This is a genomic window from Paenibacillus sp. Soil522 (assembly GCF_001428245.1).
In the GTDB taxonomy this organism is placed as follows: Bacteria; Bacillota; Bacilli; order Paenibacillales; family Paenibacillaceae; genus Pristimantibacillus.
This window is the reverse complement of the sequence record NZ_LMRV01000026.1, coordinates 66,619-86,835: the sequence shown is the minus strand read 5'-3', so window position 1 is coordinate 86,835 and position 20,217 is coordinate 66,619. Positions and strand designations below refer to the sequence as shown.

Genomic DNA, 20,217 nt, shown 5'->3' with positions numbered 1-20,217 from the left:
ATATCCACGAGGAGGCATTTTCATGCCAGTTAATTTTTCAAAAGGGCAAAAGGTCGATCTGACCAAATAGGTCAGGTGGCAAAAAATGGAAGTTTAGCGCAGTGGGCGTGGAATTGATTTTGGAAAACATTTCTCTATGAGACTGCAATTGTCGTAGAGATTTATATAGATAGGAAGAAGATGGGAAGTTCATTGCCAAGGAATACTAGCAAATCCATTCGAAATATCCCTCCATGTACTGCGAGGGATATTTTTTAACTCTCTGCTTGCTTCACAACACTTTTAGGAGGGATGACTTTGAGGTACTTTAACTATCTTACCAATGATGAAGAGCAAAATTTCTTTTACTCCCTTCCGACTCCGTTCAATAATGATGCTGACAAAGAAATTATTGCTCATGCGATTGGTGCTGCGCTCTATATGCCGGCAACCAAGAATAACATAGCAGACGATTTGGTAGCCGTAAAGCATGAAGGACTCGTGTCTATGGTGATAGACCTTGAAGACGCGGTGGGCGATAATCAGCTCGAGTACGCGGAAGAGATGTTGAAAGCAACGCTGCTTACGATCGGCCGCTATATTTCAATAGGCTTACTGCGTGCCGGCGATATTCCTCTCATTTTCATAAGGGTACGCTCTGCCGATCAGCTGAAACGGCTGCTCTCGTTTTTCGGAGAAGAGATCGAATACGTTACGGGGATCGTCTTTCCAAAATTCAACGCGGAGACCGGCGGCGAGTATCTGAGAATTTTGGCTGAATATAACAATCGCAACATGCGGTCAAGCAGGGTGCTGTACGCTATGCCGATTTTGGAGAGCGCAGCTGTTATTTACCGCGAGAATAGAGTCGAAACGCTGCTGGGCATTTCGACGCTGCTGAATGAGTATAAGGAATATGTGCTGAATGTTCGAATCGGCGCAACGGATTTCTCGAGTCTCTTCGGGCTTCGGAGAAGTCCGGACCATACGATTTATGACATAGGCGTCATACGGGATTGCATAGCGGATATCGTAAACATATTTGGCCGGATGGATAATTATTTTGTCATCTCGGGTCCCGTATGGGAGTATTTCAAGAGTGACCGCGTGTTTAAGCCGCAGCTGAGGCAGACGCCATTTGAGGAGAGCATGGGACGAAACGGGCGGATTTTGCGCATGGATTATATTAACCGGTATGTAGACGGGCTCATTCGCGAAGTCGCGATGGACAAGGAAAATGGCATTATCGGAAAAACGATCATTCATCCTACTCATATTAAGCCGGTACAATCGATGTTAGTTGTTACGCATGAGGAGTATATGGACGCCCTGCACATCATAGAAAACGGCCAAGGCGATTTGGGCGTCATGAAAAGCCGTTATTCGAACAAAATGAATGAGTTTAAACCGCATATGACTTGGGCCAAACGAATTATGATCAGATCGAACATATATGGGGTGCTAAATGAAAACCAAAACTTCACCTGCTTACTCGCAGAAGAACGGGAATCAGCAATCGTTTAATATTATCGGAGATTTAGAGATTACGATTAAGGTGACGGACAACGCCTTTCAAATTCCGCTGGAGCATCTGTTTCAGATGGCGGCCCGCATCAATAAAAAACGCAGCTTTCTATTCGTAAGCAAGGTTCTTGGCAAGCATATCCCGGTACGTCCTCATGTATCCTTGTTATCGGGAGCGGCGCTCGGTCTATTGTATCAGCAGTTTAGGGGAGAGCCGCTACCGATTCGGATCGAGCAGCTGCTGCATGCGTTCGAGGCGCCCGAGTCAGCCGGCGAAATCTATGACCTGATGAAGTGCAGCAAGATGAAGACGGATGAGAAAACGCTGTTCATCGGGTTCGCGGAAACCGCAACGGCGCTTGGGCACAGCATGTTCGATATGTTCGATGGCCATGCTTCCTTCCTTCATACGACAAGGGAGAGCATTGCTTATATGACCTCCTGCATAGATTTTGAGGAAGAGCATTCCCATGCGACAACGCATCGCTGCTATGCGGGCGATCCAGCCTTATTCGAGCAGGCCGAAACGATTATTTTGGTTGATGACGAGATGACGACCGGCAAAACCGCGATCAACATTATTCATGACCTGCACACCAGGTACGGCAACAAAAATTATATCGTAGCCAGTTTGCTGGATTGGCGCTCAGACGAGGATATCGCGCGCTTCAGCGAGCTTGAGCAGCAGCTTGGCGTTAGCATCAATTGCCTGTCGCTGATATCGGGAGAAATTGCGGTTCACGGCGCGCCTATTGAAAGTACGGGGCATTTGGAGGGGCAGCTTGAGCATGAGGCAGAGCCGGTCATTGATTTCCTTTATGTGAATAACCGTTTTACAAGCCTTCCTACATCAAATAGCGAAATTGCCTACCTGAAGCATACGGGCCGCTTCGGACTAACGGCGGCAGAGAGCCTTGCGCTGGACAATGAAGTCGATCAGGCAGCGGCTTTCCTGCGGGAGCATAGAGCAGGCGGCAAGGCGCTTTGCATGGGAACCGGAGAGTTTATGTACATTCCGATGCGGGTAGCTGCAAAGCTGGGTACGGATGTCTGGTATCAATCCAGTACCCGCAGTCCGATTCATCCTTATTCGAGCCCGCAGTATGCGGTTCGATCCGCTTACCGGTTCGCATCCCCCGAGCATGCCGGCGTCGCGAACTTTATGTACAATATCCCGCGCGGTCATTATGATGAAATGTTTCTGTTTATGGAGCGCGAGGCAGCTGCTGCGCAAATGGAGGAGCTTAGGCAGGTTCTTCTCTCCCTTGGGATTTCTACTATTCATATCGTTTGCTTCAGCCGCAAAAAGCTGGCCGATCCTGAGCCGATAGGCAGCTATAAGCAAGAGGACGTTACCTTTCTCCTCAAGGATCTAAGTGATATTTCTTTAGAGCGGCGAACGGAGGAACGGGAAGCCGCTATGCAGACGGGCGGGCATTACTCGGAGAGCCTGCCTATTGAATATCAGCCTACCGCCGAATACATTCAATTGTTTCATGACACGCTCAGCGACTCCGCTATCCGGATTGCCAGAGCGGTCGGAACCGTCTCTGAAATGATTATCCAAAAGAACGGATTCGACGTTGTGCTAGCCTCTTTGGCAAGAGGCGGCACCCCGGCCGGTATATTAATCAAACGGTATATCAAACATGTTTACGATGTCGATCTTCCCCATTACAGCCTTTCGATTATTAGGGGCAAAGGAATAGACGAGAACGCTTTGCTTTACATGAATCAGAATCATCCGGATAAACGGGTGCAATTTGTGGACGGCTGGACGGGGAAGGGCGCGATCAGGAAGGTGCTCATTGCCGCATGCAGCCTCATGAAGCGAAAGTATGGCCTTGAGCTTAATGACGAGCTTGCTGTGCTTGCGGATCCGGGCTATTGTGCGGGAACGTTCGGAACAAGAGAGGATTTCCTCATCCCGAGCGCTTGTCTCAATTCAACCGTTTCCGGTCTTATAAGCCGTACCGTACTGCGTAACGATCTGATCGGACCGGATGATTTTCACGGCGCAAAATATTATAAGGATTGGGAAGAGTCGGATTTATCGCGCTTATTCGTGGACAAGATTTCCGCTCATTTCAAGCAGACAGCAGCCAGCTCGAAAGCTGAGGCGCTTCATATGAAAGCGAATCCCGCGCAAAATGAAATGACTTGGCAGGGCATGCAGGATATTGCCCGTATCCAGAGCGATTTTGGCATAACCGACGTTAATTTCATTAAGCCCGGCGTAGGCGAGACGACCCGCGTCCTTTTGCGGAGAGTGCCTTGGAAAATCCTTGTCGACCGGCTCGACAACCCCAGCCTGAAGCATATTCTCCTGTTAGCGAAGGACCGCGGCGTGCCAGTCCAGGAGTACCCGAATATGACGTATTCCTGCTGCGGCATCATTAAAGCGTTGAAGGGGGAATCGGAATGATCTTCGCAAGCGATCTGGATCAAACGTTAATTTATTCGGCGAGGTCGAAGGGCGAGACGGCAATCGAAGAGATGGTTCCCGTCGAGCTGTATGAGGGCAGACATATTTCGTATATGACCAAGCCCGCTATGGAGAAGCTGAAGCAGCTGTCGCGTATAGCGCGATTCGTTCCCGTAACGACGCGTATACCGGAGCAGTTCAACCGTATATTCGGAATCAGGGAGGCATTCAGTCCTGAATATGTGATCGTGAGCAACGGCGGTACTATTCTCTTGAACGGGCAGGTCGATCAGGAGTGGCACAGCTTCGTGCGAGATGCTGTGAAGCAGCATTGTGCCGAGCATACGGAAATTGCCGGCTTGTTCGCCAAAATCGCCTCTTCGCATTGGGTGAAATCAAATGATCTATGCGACGAGCTGTTTTATTCGATCGTCGTCGAGCGGGACCGTTTGCCGCATGAATTGCTCGAGGAGCTGAAGCTGCAGCTTGCGACGCTCGGTTGGAGCTATTCGCTCCAAGGCCGTAAAATTTATTTGGTTCCCGAGAAAGTCAGCAAGGGAGCGGCTATCCAATATGTAAAGGAGAAGCTTGCCGCTTCCTTTGTATATGCGGCTGGTGACAGCCTATTGGATGAAAGCCTGCTTCTTGCGGCCGATTATGCGATTTCGCCTGTACATGGCGAGTTAGGCCGATTTTATAACGCGCATCCCCATATTCAATTTACGGAAACGAGGGGGGCGCTTGCCTCCGAGGAGCTGCTGGATGCTATCTTAGAGCATGCCCGAAATGATAAAAAAAAGCAGCCTAATTATTTATAATCACACGGAAGAAGGTATTCAGACATGACACGCGTTTATATGAACCGTTGGTTTTCGGTAGCCTATCATTATATTAATATGATTCGGAATAATCCGGATGGCGAGCCGTTTGAATTTTATGGCACGCATCCTGACATAAACCATATGTCTTTACTGGCGTCCGACCATATCGGAACGGAGCCTGAAGTTTTTGGCCTCCAATATGTCGAATTTTGCGTAGATTTCTGCCGAAGAAATAAAATCGATATCTTCATTCCCCGCCTCCATATGGAGGAAATATCGCGATATGTCCATTTATTCGATGAGATTGGCACAAAAGTTATGGTTTGCCGTGACATTGAGCTGTTGGATTCGATGATTGAGAAGGATAAATTTTATGAAGCGCTGCAGGGAAAAGAACTAGTAGCCATTCCCGACTATCGCGTCGTGAACACGGCTGAGCAATTTAAGCTGGCCTATGAGGAGCTTACGGCAGCCGGTCATAAGGTATGCTTCAAGCCGACGAAGTCAGAGGGGGGAATGGGCTTTCGGATCATCGATAATGAGCGTGATCCGCTCCGCGACCTTTATGGCTATGTCACTTTGTCGACAACGTTTCAACAGGCTTATGAAACATTGTCATTATCGGACCGCTTCGATACGTTGATGGTGATGGAGCTGCTGGACGGGACGGAATACAGCATCGATTGCGTGGCTACCGCCGAGGGACAATTAATGACGGCTATTCCGCGCCGCAAATCGACAGGAAGAACATATCTTCTGGAGGAAAAACCGGAGCTGCTGGCGATTGCGAACCGCATTGCGGAAGCTTTGCGTATCCCCTATGCCTTCAATATTCAAGTGCGCTATAACAACGGCATTCCCAAATTGCTTGAGATCAATCCGCGCATGTCCGGCGGTCTTTACATTACTTGTCTCTCAGGCGTAAATATGCCTTATTTGGCGGTTCAAGCGCTCCAGGGCAAAACGATTGAACGCCCCGTTCCGCAGTTCGGCATACAGGCCGGCTACGTGGAGCAGCCGTTAATTATGAAGTAAACAGGCGAGAATAAGGAAGATTCAAAGAACCATTCATTTCCGGAATATATATTTACTGTTTAATCAAAAGGACTGCCTCAGGCAGTCCCTTTGTTCAAATATAAGAATTTATAGGTTTCACATTTATAAATAAGCTTATATTTCACCGCGAAACGAGCTGTTGCCGCCAAAGGACGGCGACAGCCGTTTACGCTTGTTAATTCAATGTCTTGAGTTCATCCATCAGCTGCCTGGAGCGTTTGGCATTCCCTTCCGCAAAGTTTTGCAGCCGGGTCTTGAGTTCTTCGTTATGATGGATCTGTTCCGAAGTCGTTGTATAGGTGCGAAGCAGTTCTGTCTCTTGATCGAGCGACTGCTGCAAAATGCGCTTTAAGCTGTCTTGATCGATTTCGCATTGTTGATCCGGTTGATCGCAATCCACGGTTTTCACCTCCGCATCTCTTTTTTTGGTTTTCCCTTTGTGCGTGTATCATCAATGGATAATTTACCCTGTTTTTCATTTTCCATGCCATCTAAATGTATTTTAAAATTGACTTGCATGTACCAAAAACGAGATAATTGATTGGACGAGCACAGTCATAAGCATATGCAAGCTAAATTGGAGGTGCAGCAATGAGTGCAATAAAAAAATTTTTAGGCATCGCGATTGGAAGTTATGCAGTCGCGCTAGTTGTATATTGGATTTCCTCTCCTTATATAGCAATTGCCATACCCGGGATCACTTTGCTAGTCGCATTTTCGCTGCGGCAGCGTGACAGGAAAGAAATCAATGAGCCGTCGCGCGGGACTGAGCTGCAGCAGCAACCGCAAAACCTGCCCGTACAGCAGCCCATTGCAGCCTCAACAGCCAGTGTCCCGGCGGCTGCACAATCTGTCCCATCCGCTGCTGCTCCGCCGCTGGTTCAAGATCCCGAGCTTGCCTCCGCATTAGAATACATCGGAATCATCGAAGATATGATTTTACTCGAAGGCGAGAAAAATAATTTGGACGATGAAATTGTACAGAAAACACTTGCTTTGCTATCGCGTCTAAACCGGTTAATTCCCGATTTAGTCGCTTTGGGGGACTCCAGCATCAACCACAACATTGTGCGATTGGTAAGAAAGGATTTAAACTCGACCATTAATCCGTTTCTGCGGCTTAGCGGAGAAGCGAAGCGCCAAAACAGGCGGTTATTGCTTGACGGCATAAAGGATGTCGATTCCAAGCTTACTTTTTATACGAAAACGATTGAACAGAAGGATCTCATGGAGCTGCGTACAAAGGCTGAGTTAATGCAGCAGCGTTACCGTCTTACTGACTAATGAAGGGGGAATAAGAAATGGCACAACAGCTCGTACAATTAAAGAACGAAGATCTCCAGAAGCTGGAGCAGGAAGTGCAAAGCACGATGCAGAAGGTAGCGACAACGGATGCGATGCATCTCGACACGTTAATGGATGAGATTACGAAAAAAGGCCAAAAGACGCTGGAGCGATCCGGGCAGACGCTTACGATGCTGGAGAGGCCGCTATCCGATCTCATGTCAGGCAAGAGATCCGAGGTTGCGAATAATATGCTGAAGCTGCGCAGCGAGGTTGAGGATTTGAGCAGGAGCAAGCAGCTTACCCTCGTTCAGAAGCTGCTGCGGAAAGCGCCGATGAAGGCTTATATTTATAAATATCAATCCGCTAAATCGAATGTGCAGGTCATCGTCAAATCATTGCGCGACGGCCGCGACAATCTTGAAGAGAACGTCGTACACATGAGAAATCTGAAGCGCAGCAGCTTGGACAATGTTTATGACCTGCAGCTGCTTGTCGAATACGGCAACCGTCTCAAAAAAATGTTCGAAGATGAAATCGCGAAGCCGGAGAACGAGCTCCGGAAAACGTATTTGGAGCGCGGTCTTCGGAAGGTTGTGACGAAGCTTCAAACGTATACGGAAATGATCATGCTGTATCAGCAGGCCATTGCTGCTACGGACATTATTAATGACACGAATGATAAGCTGATGGACGCGCTCGACAGCTCGATTGATAAAACGCAGCATTTGATGTCGGTATCGGTCTTAATTGCCAGCGCGATTGATGACCAGATGAAAGCGATTGATGCGGTCAATTCGACGAACGAGATGCTGGGGAATCAATTTGCCGAGAATGCGCGTCTCTTGAACGAAACGAGTGAAAAAGCGAATCAGGCGTTGACCAAACCGGCAATGAGCATGGAGCTGGTAGAGCGGGCGATGTCGGATCTCTTCTCGGCGATGGACAAATACGAGAACTCAAACCGGCAAATCATCCAAACTGTTTCGCAGCAAACGGAGAAGATGACGCAAATCAATCAAAAGGTCGGACAGCGTCTAGGCATTGGGGCCGGCTCAGGGGCCAGTCAGGCCGAGCTTCCGGCATCAGCTGCCAAAGGCTTTTTAGAATAATCCATCTGTTTCTGGAGGAGATTGGATTGGCGCAGCTTTATTACAAATATGGAACGATGAACAGCGGCAAATCGTTCGAAATTATTAAGGTCGCTCACAATTACGAGGAGCAAGGCAAGCAGGTGCTTATTTACTCTCCGTCGGTCAGTGCTAGAGGGAACGTGGATCGCGTAGGCTCCCGGGTTGGCTTCGAGCGGGATGCGATTCCGGTTCATGAGAATACGAACCTGTATGAAAGCGTGAAGGCTTTCGTGGCTTCGGCGATGCCGTCAAAAATCTATTGTGTGCTTATTGACGAAGCGCAGTTTTTGAAGAAGCATCATATTTTGGAGCTTACTGAGGTTGTGGACGAACTTAATATACCGGTTATGGCCTTTGGCCTAAAAAACGATTTTCAAAATCAGCTGTTCGAGGGCAGCTATAATTTGCTGGTGCAGGCGGATAAAATCGAAGAAATAAAGACGATCTGCTGGTTCTGCGACCGGAAGGCCACTATGGTCATTCGCTATAATGACGGACAGCCGATGAGCGCAGGCGAGCAGATTCAGATCGGCGGCAATGAGGATTATAAGCCGGTTTGCAGACGCTGCTACAATGAGGCATTCCGCAAGGCTTAACGGCAGAGAGAGAACCTCCAAATCCACTTTCACAGTGGTTTTGGAGGTTTTTTTCGGTATTACTTTAGAGAGAGGGAGGGTGAATCGAGAAGAACAAACGATTCGTGTTCTTTTTATGGAATTTTGCGGAAGCGGGTTGACAATAAAAAATAGTTTATGTTATATAAAAATAAGGATTAGCACTCTAAGTATTTGAGTGCTAATATAAAGGGTGATGCTGTAACCTACTAGGTCAAGCCTTCCTGTCACGGCACCTTGTTGATTTCACGTTGATGAATTGAAAGGGGAACTATCCATGAGCAAACAAGAGTTTAAAGCAGAATCGAAACGATTGCTGGAAATGATGATTAACTCCATTTATACGCAGCGGGAAATTTTTCTGAGAGAGCTCGTTTCTAACGCGAGCGATGCGATCGACAAACTATATTACAGAGCATTGACGGACGATCAATTGGTGTTTAACAAAGAGGATTATTACATCAAAGTGACCGCTGATAAAGCAAGCAGAACGTTAACCATTGCCGATACGGGGATTGGGATGACGAAGGAGGAGCTTGAGAATAACCTTGGGGTTATCGCGAAGAGCGGCTCATTCGCATTCAAGAAGGAAAATGAGCTGAAGGATGGCCATAACATCATCGGCCAATTCGGCGTCGGGTTCTACTCCGCGTTTATGGTTGCGGATGAGGTTACGGTAGTGACGAAGGCGCTCGGCAGCGACGAAGCTTTCAAATGGGAATCAACAGGTACGGACGGATATTCCATCGAGCCGTGCGAGAAGGATTCGATAGGTACTGAAATTATTTTGACCATTAAGAAGAACACCGAAGACGATCAGTATGATGAGTACTTGGAAGAGTATCGATTAAAGTCGATTATTAAAAAATACTCTGATTTTATCCGGTACCCGATCAAGATGGATATAAAAGGACAACGCCCTAAAGCGGACAGTGAAAACGAGTTCGAGGAATATCAGGAAGAGCAAACCGTCAACAGCATGGTTCCGATTTGGCGGAAAAATAAAAATGAGCTTACGCAGGAAGATTACGATCAGTTTTATTTCGAAAAACGTTACGGCTTCGATAAGCCGATCAAGCATCTCCATATTAGCGCCGATGGCGCTGTCGTCTATAATGCGATTTTATTTATCCCGGAAAATACGCCTTTCGACTATTACACGAAGGAATATGAGAAGGGGCTGGAGCTTTATTCGAATGGCGTGCTCATTATGGATAAGTGCTCGGATCTGCTTCCTGACTATTTCAGCTTTGTCAAAGGGATGGTTGATTCCGAGGATCTGTCGCTTAACATTTCGAGAGAAATGCTGCAGCACGACCGTCAGCTGAAGCTGATCGCGAAAAACATCAACAGCAAAATCAAGAGCGCGCTGTTGAGCATTTTAAAGGATGAACGGGACAAGTATGAGTCATTCTATAAAGCGTTTGGCAGACAGCTGAAATTTGGGGTTTATAACGATTACGGCGTAAACAAAGATGTTCTGCAGGACCTGCTGCTGTTCTACTCCTCCAAAGAGAAGAAGCTCGTTACGCTGGATGAGTACGTATCGAGAATGAGCGAGGATCAGAAGTACATTTATTATGCTTCAGGAGAGTCGATTGAGCGGATCGAGAGACTGCCGCAAACGGAGCTCGTATCCGATAAAGGCTATGAGATTCTATACTTCACGGATGATATCGATGAGTTTGCGATCAAGATGGTCTCGAAATACAAGGATAAAGAGTTCAAATCGGTATCGAGCGGCGACCTAGGCATTGAACCGGACGCTGCGGATAACGAATCTGCCGCAGAAGAGGCTCAGCATAAGGATCTCTTTGAGCAAATGAAAACGATACTTAACCATAAAGTGAAGAGCGTAAAAGCGTCAAAACGGCTTAAAACCCATCCCGTATGCTTGTCCACTGAAGGAGAAGTTACGATAGAAATGGAAAAAATATTGAAGGCGATGCCGGGCAGCCAGGATGTTAAAGCGGACAAGGTGCTTGAAATAAACGTTAACCATGAAATCTTCCAATCCTTGAAGGCTGCCTATGAACAAGATAAAGAGAAGCTGGGCCTCTATACGAGCTTGTTATACAATCAAGCGCTTCTCATTGAAGGTTTGCCGCTGCAGGATCCCGTGGAATTCACGAACGATATTTGCAAAATAATGGTTTAGCTTAGCGAAAAGAATAGCCCGCACTGGATGATGCCAGTGCGGGCTATTTTTCGTCTCGCCGCTTGCCGCTTGCGGGCCGGTCTTAGAAGTAGACATTAGACGCTCTCCGTGATATAAAAAATGAAGCGAACAAAACGGGGAGGAAGTCAGCGATGCAATTACCGCTAACGGGCGTCGGTGCAACAGAGGAGCATGCGAGACTGCTGGTAGACAGCTACCGGAGATGGACGGGAAAGGAGCTTCTGGAGCAGAAGCCGGGAAAGAGCTTGAAGGAGCAGCTTTTCCAAGCATCGACTGTCATTTTGTCACATGGAACGGAAGCCGATCCTATTCTAAATTACGGCAATCTGAAAGGGCTTGGGCTGTGGGAGATGGATTGGGAAGCGTTCACGAGCACGCCTTCAAGGCTGACGGCGGAGCCTATGGCGCGCCAGGAGTGGGACCGCTTCTTTGAAGCGGTGACGGCAAACGGATACGTCGAGCATTACACGGGTATCCGGATTTCAAGCACTGGCTTGCGGTTTTATATTATCGATACGACGGTTTGGAATCTGATCGATGAGAGCGGCAGCATTTTGGGACAAGCAGCCGCTTTTTCGGAACACCGTTTTTTATAAGGAACGGAGGGGTTATAATGCCGATACATATCGGACTGGCAGGCTGGGGCGATCATGATCGGCTGTATGCCTCGGGATCAAGAACAGGAAGCAAGCTAAGGCAATACGCGAAGCATTTTCCGGTAGTAGAGGTGGACAGCACCTTTTATGCGATTCAATCCAGGGAGCGGTTCATCAAATGGCTGGAGGATACGCCGGAGTCGCTTCATTTTATCGTTAAAGCTTACCAGGGCATGACCGGGCATCAGCGCGGATCATCGGTACCGGCACCTGCGACGAATGACATGTTTGTTGCGTTTCGGGAAATGCTTGAGCCTGTTATTGCGGCAGGCCGATTAACGGCGGCATTGTTTCAATATCCGCCTTGGTTCGATTGCACGCAGGCAAATGTGCGAATCCTTAGGGAGACGAAGGAACGAATGAAGGGAATTCCATGCGCGCTGGAGTTTCGCCATCAAAGCTGGTTCACGGAAGAGTTTCGAGAGAAAACGCTAGCCTTCATGGAACGGGAGCAATGGATGCATAGCGTGTGCGATGAGCCGCAGGCGGGAATCGGCTCCGTGCCGACGGTGCTTGAAGCAACGGATGCTCTTGCGACGATCGTCAGGTTTCACGGGCGCAACATATCCGGCTGGAATCAAGCCAGTGCCCCAAATTGGCGAGAGGTCCGTTATTTGTACCGTTACAGCGACGAGGAGCTGCAGGATTGGGCGGATAAGCTGCGGCTGCTGGAGCAGCAAAGCGAGCATATATACGTCATCTTCAACAATAACTCCGGGGGAGACGCGGCAGATAACGCCAAGCGGATGATGGAACTGCTGGGTCTGACCAGGCCGGACGGCGGAAACCCGAACGAACCGCCGCCGCCCGTCGTCGAGCAACTGGATTTATTTTAATGGCATGCTCCATCTAGTGAGCGCAGCAAAGCTTTTACGCTGAAAGCACCGGAATTAATATTAATGGAACAATTCGACTCCTAGCTGCATATACATCAGACAGGCTTTATCTGGGAGCTGGTTAAATTATGCCGTTGCGTAAATTCGCTGCGATTACGATTGGAAGTATTTTAATCGCGATTGGTATTAACTTCTTTCTCATTCCACTTGGTGTGTTAGATGGCGGAATCATCGGTATCGCACTCATCATTAACTATTTATTTCACATAAAAGTTGGACTGGTTATGTTATTATGCAGTACCCCCATCTTTGTATTGGTCTGGTATTATAGCCGGGACATGCTGTATTACAGCATTATCGGACTGCTATTTTCCAGCTATGTGATTGATCTATTGGAGCCTTATCAGTATTATTTTCTCTATTACATAGAATGGACACCTTTTACAAGATCGGTACTCGGCGGCTTTATTATTGGAACCGGAATCGGCATGATGATACGGTTTGAAAGCAGTACGGGCGGAACGGATTTGCTGGCTCATTTTTTTACGAAATATGTGCCTCTCAATGTCGGTATAATTATTTTAATTATGGACTTAATGATCATTAGCCTGGGTGAGCTGCTGCTTCCGGGAGATACCTTTTTCTTATCGTTAATGACGATTACAGCCGGCGGGGTAGCCACAAGCCTTTGCACGCTAAACCGTTCGAAAACGGTACATCTGCTTAACAACAGCTTTTTCCAATAAAAGAAACTGGAGAATGCATATTATGTCGTGATTTTATCCAAAATACACATGGATTTAAAACAGAATGGAGGCCGAATCCTTGTGAAACCAGATCAGCTGAACAATGCCAATAACGAGAAACTGCCGGCTGCTTTTAACAATTTAAATCACTCGGGAACAAGCTATGCACAGCATGCGATAGAGCATGTAACGGAAGAGAATTCAATTAACGAAGAAGCAGCAGAAAATTTGGTGAAACAGGTTATGCAAAATAAAGACCGTGAGTCCGAAAAGTGATCATAAAGAACAAGCACTGATGAAACCGATTATTAGTGGAGATAGGCGTATGAAATAAGCTGACTTTACGAAGCCGGCTTATTTTGTGCGCTGCCGATTGTTTCGAAATGCTCTTTAAGAAAAAAGGACAATTCTTCGCCTGATACGGGACGGCTAAAAAAGTATCCTTGCGCTTCGTTGCATTGTTTATGTTGAAGAAAATGAAGCTGCTCCTGCGTTTCAACACCTTCCGCAATCACTTTTAAATCCAGATTATGCGCCATATCGATTATAGTATGGACAAGCGCTGCATCCTTTGAATCCGCAAAAATATTGCTTGTAAAGGAGCGGTCGATTTTTAAGCTGTCGATAGGGAAAAGCTTCAAATAGCTTAAGGAAGAATATCCTGTTCCAAAATCGTCAATGGATAGGTGAATTCCCATCGCTTTTAGTTTTTGCATAGTAGAAATAGCATATCTCGAATCCTGGATGATGCTTTCTGTCAGCTCAAGCTCAAGATGCTGAGGGTCAAGCTCTGTTTCTTTTAAAGTTTTACTGATCATATCCACTAAATTATTTTGCTGAAATTGACGGGAAGAAATATTGACAGCGATGCGTAAAGGAGGAAAGCCTGCGTTTTGCCAAGTTTTATTTTGACGGCACGCCTCGTGAAGCACCCATTCGCCAATTGGGATAATTAATCCGGTTTCCTCTGCTAACGGGATAAACTCAGCAGGAGAAATATTTCCCCACTTCGGATGCTGCCAACGGATCAGTGCTTCCACGCCAGTCACTTTACCGGTAATGACCTCAATTTGCGGCTGATAATAAACGCTAAATTCGCCGCGATCCAATCCTTTGCGCAGCCCCATTTCTAATTTCATTTTTTGGGAAACCAATTCATTCATATCGGGTGTGTAAAACTGGAAATTATTTTTCCCTTGCTCCTTAACGCGGTACATGGCTGTATCCGCATTTTTGATTAAGGTCTCAATATCCCTGCCGTCGGCCGGATATAAACTAATCCCAATCGACGGGGTTATAAACATCTCATGCTCGCCTAGTACAACCGATTGTATGAATAAATCAATTATTTTTTTTACTTTTTTCGTAATTTCATCCGAAGTCGTGTTGGGCAGAAGCACAATAAACTCATCTCCGCCTTGGCGTGAGATGGTATCCGTTGTACCCATGCATTCTTGAATGCGCTTCGCAATTTCAATCAATAAACGATCACCCGTTGCATGTCCCAGCGTGTCGTTAATATATTTGAACCGATCCAAGTCGATAAACAAAATGCCTATGATCTGTTTATTCTCATTTGCCTGATCCAATGCTTGCGTGAGGCGATCATTTAGTAAAAGTCGATTTGGTAATCCTGTTAAAGGGTCACGATAAACCATTTGATTAATTTTTTGTTCGGTTTTTTTGCGCTCGGTAATATCGCGAATGATGCTGCTGAAGTAGGTGTTTCCTTCCTCTACCCAAGCGGCAAGAGAAAGCTCGATCGGAAATTCGCTTCCGTCTTCTTTTAGTCCCTGCAATTCGACCGTTTTCCCTATAACGTATGGTTTTCCTGTGTGCAGGTAACGATCCATTCCTTTTATATGAGCTTCTCTGTACCTGGCAGGTATGATGATTTGCAGTTTTTTACCTAAGGCGTCTTTTTCTTGATAGCCAAAAATGAGCTGGGCTCCGGTGTTCCATGAAATAATGGTGCCCTTGCTGTCGGCTAAAATAATGGCGTCGCTGGCGGACTCGATCACGGAACGGAATTTTCTTTCTGAGCCTAAAGTTTGTGATTCAAAACGGTTTTCAATAAAGGTGCTGATAATCACCAATCCAAAAATGATCAGCATGCCGATGCCAATCGAATACGCTAGAAGCGTATTATCGATCGATGATCCCGCCAAACTGCTTTGCCCATGAGCGTGTTTGAACGTCGCAGCAGACATCCCGGTGAAGTGCATACCCGATATAGCTATCCCCATCATTAGGGCGCTTCCTGCTTTTCTCCATCCTAAGCCCGGTTTATTCGAATTTTGCTGCACGAAAAATAGCAGCAGCAGGGCTGCTAATGAAACGACAAAAGCGATGACGGCAGAAAGAGTGAGCAGAATACGGTTATACGCAATCGTTGCTTCCATCACCATCGCTTTCATCCCGGTATAGTGCATAGAAACAATGCCAATTCCAATGAAAAAGGCTCCCGTAATGACTTGGAATTTGCTCAAAGAAGGTTGACTTACCAAATGTAATGCTAAGATGGATGAAAAAAGAGCAGGAATAATCGAAAAAATAACCAGCGTTACATTATATGTGACGGGAATAGACAAATGGAAAGCTAGCATAGATATAAAATGCATGGACCATATGCCCATCCCCATCGCAAATGCTCCGCAAGCAAGCCATATGTAGCGTGCGGAACCTTTTGCCTTACGTATACGAATGGCCAGATTTAATGCGGCAAAGGAAGCTATAATCGCAATAAGGATAGAAAGCAGGACAAGGGGGAAGTCGTAGATGCTTGTGAGTGTCTCCATATTGATTATTTCAATTCTCCTTATTTGATCATGATTTGAATGATCCAGCCATCCAATGGTTCAACTCGGAAAACGACAATATTCGATTATATTCGACTAGCCGGCTTAATTTACCTGCTTGAATAGGAAAGAATTACGACTTGATTAGAGCGTAAATTGCAGCTTTCGATTATTTGACAAAGGAACAGCCTTCGCGGCTGTTCCTTTGACTTAAAATTTCAGTTTCGATAAAATACGCTCAGAATCTGCTTGCGGTCATGTTCTCGTATGTGCTGCAAGATTGCGCTTGCGATGCTGGTAGAGGCTCGTCCGATTAATGGTGAGCCTGCGTGCTCGAATAGACACGATCCTCAGCGTTGCCGGTTACAAGCTCGCATAAGTCCGTGGCAGCAAGCTTGTCGAGATAAGCGGCAACGGCAATATAGATGCCGGGCTTGCCGGTAGACATCCGCGTGTCCGAAACGAGCTTCTGCTCGATTAAGAAGTTCGATATCGCCAGCGTGCTGATGCGTCCATATTTGAGGGCATCATCAACTACGCGCTGAGCAGGAGGCGGCAGGTAAAAGGGGCTTGAGCTCTTGGCCTGCGAGCTGCTGTTCATTTCAGCTTCTCTCATGGCGGCGCCGAGCTTTCTGCCTGCTTCCTCGAACGATTTAGCGTCTTGATTAACCGGAGGCTCATCAAACACAAACGCGCCTTGGCTCTCTTCGGTATCCTCGAAGATGAACGCGCCTTGGCTGTTGTCCGTATCCTCGAAAACGAATGCGCCCTGGCTGTTGGCCGTATCATCGAAGACGAACGCGCCTTGGCCGCCGTCTGTTTTCTCTAAGCTGAAATTGCCTTGGCTGCTGTCCTCATTATCGAAGAGGAATGCGCTTTGAACGGATTGGCTGCCGGTAGCCAGAGCATCTGCGTACAGCTGCTGTTCACCGGCTGCTTGATCAGCCGGCTCATTGTAGTAGGTGAGCGCCGCTGCAATCCTCTTCTGTCTGCTTGCCTGATCGAGCTCGCGCAGTCTGCCGCGCAGCCGCGCCAGCTGCCTGTCGAGCAGCGGAAGCTTCGCATCCAAATGAGCCTGAATATCGGGCGGCACTTCCAGCTCAGCCGGCAGCGGCAAAAAGAGATGCTGATCAAGCTGCCAGCCATCCCGGTATTTGCATAACATCTCGTTCATCTCGCCGTCGAGCACGTCGAAGCCTTTCATAATATCCGATATGGCCTTCGCATCGATCCCGGTATGCAGCTGCAGATGCTCGATGCCGAAGTAACGAGTCGTATTCGTAGGCAGATGCAGCACCTGATGCTGATAGCGCAAGGAACGGCCGCACTCGCATTTCGTATGCGGAGACACCTCGCCGCTGTCGGTAAATCCGATATAGTCCCATTCCTCGATAAACGACTCAATATCCTCAAACTGTGCGTCCTCGGGAATGAACTGACATTTTTTCCGGGCAAGCTGACGTGCGAACAACGTTCTTCTGCCTCTGACAAGCTCATGATGCATAAAATGACGTTGCTCCTCCGACAGAGTTCCCATTATGCTATCGCGCTGTTCCAGCGTCATTCCGTACTTCACCCTCGCACCCCCATATCTATATCCATATATTTGACTTAAAATAAAATTAGAATTTGCTTAATCAGTTACTCACATTATAGATGGGGCTGATGAATAAGTCATTAGAGAGAGGAGGAGATTCTACATATGTCCAGCAAGATAGAGAAGCTCGAGGCTCCCAAAATACCGGAGGGGCTGACGGCACTTGTTGTGTCCGATTACGAATGGGCGGATGAGCATGAGATTAGCGATAGCATTATTCAAGACGGAAGCATTCATAATCAATCGGCATATAAGGCTTGCTTCGACAGAGTGGTGTTTGCTAATGTTGTGTTTCGGGGTACGAGCCTGCGAAAAGCCGAATTTACCGATGTCCGTTTCGAAAATTGCGATTTATCGAATATCGATCTGAGCGAAAGTATTTTGCATCGGGTTTCTTTTCACAACTGCAAGCTGTTGGGGATGGATATTACAGGCTCCACGCTGCGCAACGTATTGTTCGAGCAATGCTATGCCGATTACGTTGTACTGCGCTTCACGAATGCGAAGGGCGTTAAGTTCGAGAAAAGCTCGCTGGCGAAAGCGGATATGTCGAATATGTCATTATCAAACTTTTATTTAAACGAAGTAAATATCGACCAGGCCCAGCTGTCACAAACAAAGCTCGGCGGCATCGATCTAAGCAGCTGCGAATTCGGCAGCCTGGGCGTTGCACTGGACGATTTGCGGCGCTGTATCATATCGCCGGCGCAGGCGATCACTTTCGCGACGATATTCGGGCTTGTCGTGAACGACGGAAAGCAGGCGTGACCTGTAATGAATGGAACGTTGCGGCCAAAGGACAAGAATAAGATTACGCAAGCCGAGATGGCAGCGATTGCAGCCAGAATCGTAAAATAATGTTAATAACGCAAGGCATTCTTGAATAAGGGATGCCTTGCGTTTATTTTTGGTCGATAAAAATGATATACTGTACTGAAAAGAATCGATTATTATGGAAAACGATGATATGATTTAACTAACGATCTAGGGCGATTAATTGTTCGCATGTAGGAGGCTATTTACAGATGGAGTACATTAGTACAAGAGGCAATGTTGGCAAAATAGGATTTATCGACGCGTTTATGATGGGCCTGGGCAATGATGGAGGCCTGCTCGTTCCAAACGAAATTCCGGTTATTTCGGCGGAAACGTTGAAGGAATGGCAGGAGCTTAGCTATCAGGAGCTGGTGCTTGCTATTTTCTCGTATTATACGAACGGTGAAATTCCAGAGCAAGATTTGAAGGACATGGTATACGCAAGCTACTCAACGTTCCGCGACCCGGAAGTGACGCCGGTGCGTAAATTGAAGGACGATCTTTATTTGCTGGAGCTGTTCCACGGCCCGACCTTCGCTTTTAAAGATATCGCCCTCCAATTTATGGGCCAGCTGTATACGTATGTAGCCGCTAAGCAAAATAAAAAAATCAACATTCTCGGAGCAACCTCCGGCGATACGGGAGCTTCGGCAATCGAGGGCGTCAAAGGCAAGGAAGGCATCAAGATTTGTATCCTTCATCCACATGGAAAAGTAAGCAAAGTGCAGGAGCTCCAAATGACGACCGTTCAGGACGATAACGTGCTGAATCTGTCGGTGGACGGCAACTTCGATGATTGCCAGCGCATGATCAAGGATCTGTTCGCCGATCTCGACTTTAAGGCGAGCAATCATCTGGCTGCGATTAACTCGATCAACTTCGTGCGTATTATGGCTCAGACGGTTTACTACTTCTATGCATACTTCCAGGTTGTGAAGCAGACGGATGCGAAGCAGGTGAACTTCAGCGTACCGACGGGCAACTTCGGCGATATTTTCGCGGGCTACCTGGCGAAGCGCATGGGACTTCCGGTGGGCAAGCTCATTTTGGCTACGAACGAAAACAATATTTTGGAGCGCTTTATTCTTGAGGGTGTGTACAAGCCGGGGGATTTCCGCAGCACGTACAGTCCGTCAATGGATATTCAAGTGGCGAGCAACTTCGAGCGCTATTTGTATTATGTTCTAGGCGAGGATGCCGAACAAATCCGCAATCTAATGGATCAGTTCAAAGCGGAAGGACAAATCGTCATTTCCGGTGAAGCGCTGAGCAAAGTACAAGCGGAATTTGGCGCACATGGCGTACAAGGACAAGAGTGTCTCGATACGATTAAGAAGTATGAAGCGGAAAACGGCTACCTTCTCGATCCGCATTCGGCTTGCGGCGCAGCAGCGGCTGACAAGTACAGCAGCGGGCAAGAGATTACCGTATCGCTTGCGACAGCTCATCCGGCTAAGTTCAATGAAGCGATCGAGCTTTGCGGCATTGAGCAGCAATTCCCCGAACAAATCACGTCGCTTTTCAGCAAAGAGCAGCGTCAAACCCGCGTAGATGGATCACTTGCTGCGGTTGTGCGCGAGCTCGAAGCCTTCTATAACGCAAATAAATAGGTAAGCAGACAACCTTGCTCCGGTGCTCATCCGGAGTGAGGTTGTTTTTTCTTATTGACCATATATAAGAGAGGAAGTATAATTTTCTAATTAGAAATGAAAGTGCTTTAATTCATGCGTAAACGATTACTGTAATCGTTTAC

The 20,217-nt window shown here is 47.2% G+C and carries 17 protein-coding genes and 1 pseudogene; 15 read left to right on the top strand and 3 right to left on the bottom strand.

The window, feature by feature from the left end; translation table 11 throughout:
- The first annotated feature begins 297 nt into the window (after positions 1–297).
- The 5 genes and pseudogenes from ASG81_RS05145 (at position 298) to ASG81_RS05130 (ending at position 5,784) form a co-directional block, all read left to right on the top strand.
- On the top strand, positions 298–1,503 hold the full coding sequence (locus tag ASG81_RS05145; RefSeq protein ID WP_056629984.1) for an HpcH/HpaI aldolase/citrate lyase family protein: 1,206 nt from the start codon (positions 298–300) through the stop codon (positions 1,501–1,503).
- Positions 1,445–2,749: pseudogene (locus ASG81_RS32495) on the top strand (phosphoribosyltransferase family protein); the annotation flags it as partial. The gene ASG81_RS05145 and the pseudogene ASG81_RS32495, both read left to right, overlap by 59 nt.
- A complete protein-coding gene (locus ASG81_RS32490; RefSeq protein WP_235548737.1) occupies positions 2,738–3,928 on the top strand; it encodes a cysteine protease StiP family protein in 1,191 nt (396 codons plus the stop codon). The pseudogene ASG81_RS32495 and the gene ASG81_RS32490, both read left to right, overlap by 12 nt.
- Entirely contained in the window at positions 3,925–4,746 is an 822-nt protein-coding gene (locus tag ASG81_RS05135; protein WP_056629982.1) for an HAD family hydrolase, read from the top strand. Before ASG81_RS32490 ends, ASG81_RS05135 begins: the two co-directional genes overlap by 4 nt.
- A 24-nt stretch (positions 4,747–4,770) precedes the next feature.
- The gene (locus ASG81_RS05130) at positions 4,771–5,784 is read left to right on the top strand and encodes an ATP-grasp domain-containing protein (RefSeq protein ID WP_056629979.1); all 1,014 of its coding nucleotides are present in this window, start codon (positions 4,771–4,773) and stop codon (positions 5,782–5,784) included.
- A 196-nt stretch (positions 5,785–5,980) separates the two neighbouring features.
- Here the strand turns inward: ASG81_RS05130 and ASG81_RS05125 are convergent, their stop codons facing one another.
- Positions 5,981–6,205, bottom strand: a complete 225-nt coding sequence (locus tag ASG81_RS05125; protein ID WP_056629977.1) for a hypothetical protein — start codon at positions 6,203–6,205, stop codon at positions 5,981–5,983.
- A 191-nt stretch (positions 6,206–6,396) separates the two neighbouring features.
- Here ASG81_RS05125 and ASG81_RS05120 point away from each other — a divergent pair, with 191 nt between their 5' ends.
- From ASG81_RS05120 to ASG81_RS05085, 8 genes are all read left to right on the top strand, one after another.
- Complete coding sequence (locus ASG81_RS05120; protein ID WP_056629974.1) at positions 6,397–7,089, top strand: hypothetical protein; 693 nt, start codon at positions 6,397–6,399, stop codon at positions 7,087–7,089.
- A 17-nt stretch (positions 7,090–7,106) separates the two neighbouring features.
- Positions 7,107–8,201 (top strand): toxic anion resistance protein, encoded by a 1,095-nt coding sequence (locus ASG81_RS05115; protein ID WP_056629972.1) that lies wholly within the window; start codon positions 7,107–7,109, stop codon positions 8,199–8,201.
- Positions 8,202–8,227: 26 nt separating this feature from the next.
- A complete protein-coding gene (locus ASG81_RS05110; protein ID WP_056629970.1) occupies positions 8,228–8,818 on the top strand; it encodes a thymidine kinase in 591 nt (196 codons plus the stop codon).
- A 295-nt stretch (positions 8,819–9,113) separates the two neighbouring features.
- Positions 9,114–10,994 (top strand): molecular chaperone HtpG, encoded by a 1,881-nt coding sequence (gene htpG, locus ASG81_RS05105; RefSeq protein WP_056629967.1) that lies wholly within the window; start codon positions 9,114–9,116, stop codon positions 10,992–10,994.
- A gap of 152 nt (positions 10,995–11,146) precedes the next feature.
- On the top strand, positions 11,147–11,611 hold the full coding sequence (locus tag ASG81_RS05100; protein ID WP_056629965.1) for an MEKHLA domain-containing protein: 465 nt from the start codon (positions 11,147–11,149) through the stop codon (positions 11,609–11,611).
- A gap of 17 nt (positions 11,612–11,628) precedes the next feature.
- Entirely contained in the window at positions 11,629–12,507 is an 879-nt protein-coding gene (locus ASG81_RS05095) for a DUF72 domain-containing protein (RefSeq protein WP_056629962.1), read from the top strand.
- A gap of 128 nt (positions 12,508–12,635) precedes the next feature.
- Entirely contained in the window at positions 12,636–13,253 is a 618-nt protein-coding gene (locus ASG81_RS05090) for a YitT family protein (RefSeq protein ID WP_155971224.1), read from the top strand.
- 81 nt (positions 13,254–13,334) lie between these two features.
- Positions 13,335–13,529 (top strand): hypothetical protein, encoded by a 195-nt coding sequence (locus ASG81_RS05085; RefSeq protein ID WP_056629958.1) that lies wholly within the window; start codon positions 13,335–13,337, stop codon positions 13,527–13,529.
- 65 nt (positions 13,530–13,594) lie between these two features.
- On the opposite strand, the gene ASG81_RS05080 is transcribed toward ASG81_RS05085, so the two are convergent.
- The gene (locus tag ASG81_RS05080) at positions 13,595–16,051 is read right to left on the bottom strand and encodes a bifunctional diguanylate cyclase/phosphodiesterase (protein WP_056629955.1); all 2,457 of its coding nucleotides are present in this window, start codon (positions 16,049–16,051) and stop codon (positions 13,595–13,597) included.
- 313 nt (positions 16,052–16,364) lie between these two features.
- Positions 16,365–17,627 (bottom strand): DUF3895 domain-containing protein, encoded by a 1,263-nt coding sequence (locus tag ASG81_RS05075; protein ID WP_056629952.1) that lies wholly within the window; start codon positions 17,625–17,627, stop codon positions 16,365–16,367.
- A 126-nt stretch (positions 17,628–17,753) separates the two neighbouring features.
- Between ASG81_RS05075 and ASG81_RS05070 the strand changes: the two genes are divergently transcribed.
- Both ASG81_RS05070 and thrC read left to right on the top strand, forming a co-directional pair.
- The gene (locus ASG81_RS05070) at positions 17,754–18,416 is read left to right on the top strand and encodes a pentapeptide repeat-containing protein (RefSeq protein ID WP_056629949.1); all 663 of its coding nucleotides are present in this window, start codon (positions 17,754–17,756) and stop codon (positions 18,414–18,416) included.
- Positions 18,417–18,673: 257 nt separating this feature from the next.
- Positions 18,674–20,074: a threonine synthase gene (gene thrC, locus ASG81_RS05065; protein WP_056629946.1), complete on the top strand. Its 1,401-nt coding sequence runs from the start codon at positions 18,674–18,676 to the stop codon at positions 20,072–20,074.
- Positions 20,075–20,217: the final 143 nt, after the last annotated feature.

Coding starts and splice junctions, on each gene's coding strand:
- ASG81_RS32490 (WP_235548737.1), top strand. CDS start 2,738: ATGGAGGAGCTTAGGCAGGTTCTTCTCTCCCTTGGGATTTCTACTATT.
- ASG81_RS05135 (WP_056629982.1), top strand. CDS start 3,925: ATGATCTTCGCAAGCGATCTGGATCAAACGTTAATTTATTCGGCGAGG.
- ASG81_RS05130 (WP_056629979.1), top strand. CDS start 4,771: ATGACACGCGTTTATATGAACCGTTGGTTTTCGGTAGCCTATCATTAT.
- ASG81_RS05120 (WP_056629974.1), top strand. CDS start 6,397: ATGAGTGCAATAAAAAAATTTTTAGGCATCGCGATTGGAAGTTATGCA.
- ASG81_RS05115 (WP_056629972.1), top strand. CDS start 7,107: ATGGCACAACAGCTCGTACAATTAAAGAACGAAGATCTCCAGAAGCTG.
- htpG (WP_056629967.1), top strand. CDS start 9,114: ATGAGCAAACAAGAGTTTAAAGCAGAATCGAAACGATTGCTGGAAATG.
- ASG81_RS05100 (WP_056629965.1), top strand. CDS start 11,147: ATGCAATTACCGCTAACGGGCGTCGGTGCAACAGAGGAGCATGCGAGA.
- ASG81_RS05095 (WP_056629962.1), top strand. CDS start 11,629: ATGCCGATACATATCGGACTGGCAGGCTGGGGCGATCATGATCGGCTG.
- ASG81_RS05090 (WP_155971224.1), top strand. CDS start 12,636: ATGCCGTTGCGTAAATTCGCTGCGATTACGATTGGAAGTATTTTAATC.
- ASG81_RS05080 (WP_056629955.1), bottom strand. CDS start 16,051: ATGGAGACACTCACAAGCATCTACGACTTCCCCCTTGTCCTGCTTTCT.
- ASG81_RS05070 (WP_056629949.1), top strand. CDS start 17,754: ATGTCCAGCAAGATAGAGAAGCTCGAGGCTCCCAAAATACCGGAGGGG.
- thrC (WP_056629946.1), top strand. CDS start 18,674: ATGGAGTACATTAGTACAAGAGGCAATGTTGGCAAAATAGGATTTATC.